The sequence below is a fragment of the Paraburkholderia sp. SIMBA_027 genome (assembly GCF_046535315.1).
GTDB lineage: Bacteria > Pseudomonadota > Gammaproteobacteria > Burkholderiales > Burkholderiaceae > Paraburkholderia > Paraburkholderia tropica.
Genome location: NZ_JAWRWY010001708.1, coordinates 1 through 232, shown reverse-complemented (window position 1 = coordinate 232; position 232 = coordinate 1). Strand labels below are relative to the sequence as shown.

At 45.7% G+C, this 232-nt stretch carries 1 protein-coding gene; it reads right to left on the bottom strand.

What is annotated here, in order from left to right:
• Positions 1-232: hypothetical protein (locus SB764_RS45010; RefSeq protein WP_410867437.1), on the bottom strand; the 232-nt coding region annotated here is incomplete at both ends.

The following is a 232-nucleotide window of genomic DNA, read 5'->3' as shown; positions in this document are numbered from 1 at the left end:
ACGGATTGATCTGCTTGTCTCTCTGTATTTCTTTGACTCCCTTGTCTGACTGAAAAAATAGCAAAAACGATCGTAAGGGTCAGTCCGACAGCCGCAAAAATATAATCCGCATTCATCAACAGCAGAAGCCCTGTGTAGACAGCGGCCGACAGCGGTTCACCCATTTTGACAATGGAAAAAATCAGTGCAAAGACCCTTCCGAAATATGCGGCCGGAACCGTCTTTTGGAAAT